Origin of the sequence: Nocardia alni, assembly GCF_019038435.1 — a bacterium.
GTDB classification, from domain to species: domain Bacteria; phylum Actinomycetota; class Actinomycetes; order Mycobacteriales; family Mycobacteriaceae; genus Nocardia; species Nocardia alni.
This window is the reverse complement of sequence record NZ_JAGPOX010000396.1, coordinates 1-401: the sequence shown is the minus strand read 5'-3', so window position 1 is coordinate 401 and position 401 is coordinate 1. Positions and strand designations below refer to the sequence as shown.

General features: G+C 69.3%; 1 pseudogene. It reads right to left on the bottom strand.

From position 1 onward, the window contains the following. Nucleotides 1-401, bottom strand: a pseudogene (locus JZ791_RS47520) (anthranilate phosphoribosyltransferase); the annotation flags it as partial.

Here is a 401-nt window from a genome sequence, read left to right as displayed (position 1 = left end):
CGCCGAGCGACTCCATCACGTCGGCGCTGCCGCTCTTGCTCGACACGCCCCGGCCGCCGTGCTTGGCGGTCTTGGCGCCCGCGGCGGCGGCCACAAACATCGCGCAGGTGGAGATGTTGAAGGTGTTGGCGCCGTCGCCGCCGGTGCCCACGATGTCCACCAGGTGGGCGGTGTCGGCCACGGCCACCTTGCGGGAGAACTCGCGCATCACCTGGGCGGCGGCGGTGATCTCGCCGATGGTTTCCTTCTTCACGCGCAGGCCGGTGACGATGGCGGCGGTCATCACGGGCGACAGCTCGCCGCGCATGATCATGCGCATGAGGTGCAGCATCTCGTCGTGGAAGATCTCGCGGTGCTCGATGGTGCGCTGCAGCGCCTCCTGGGGGGTGATGGACATGCGG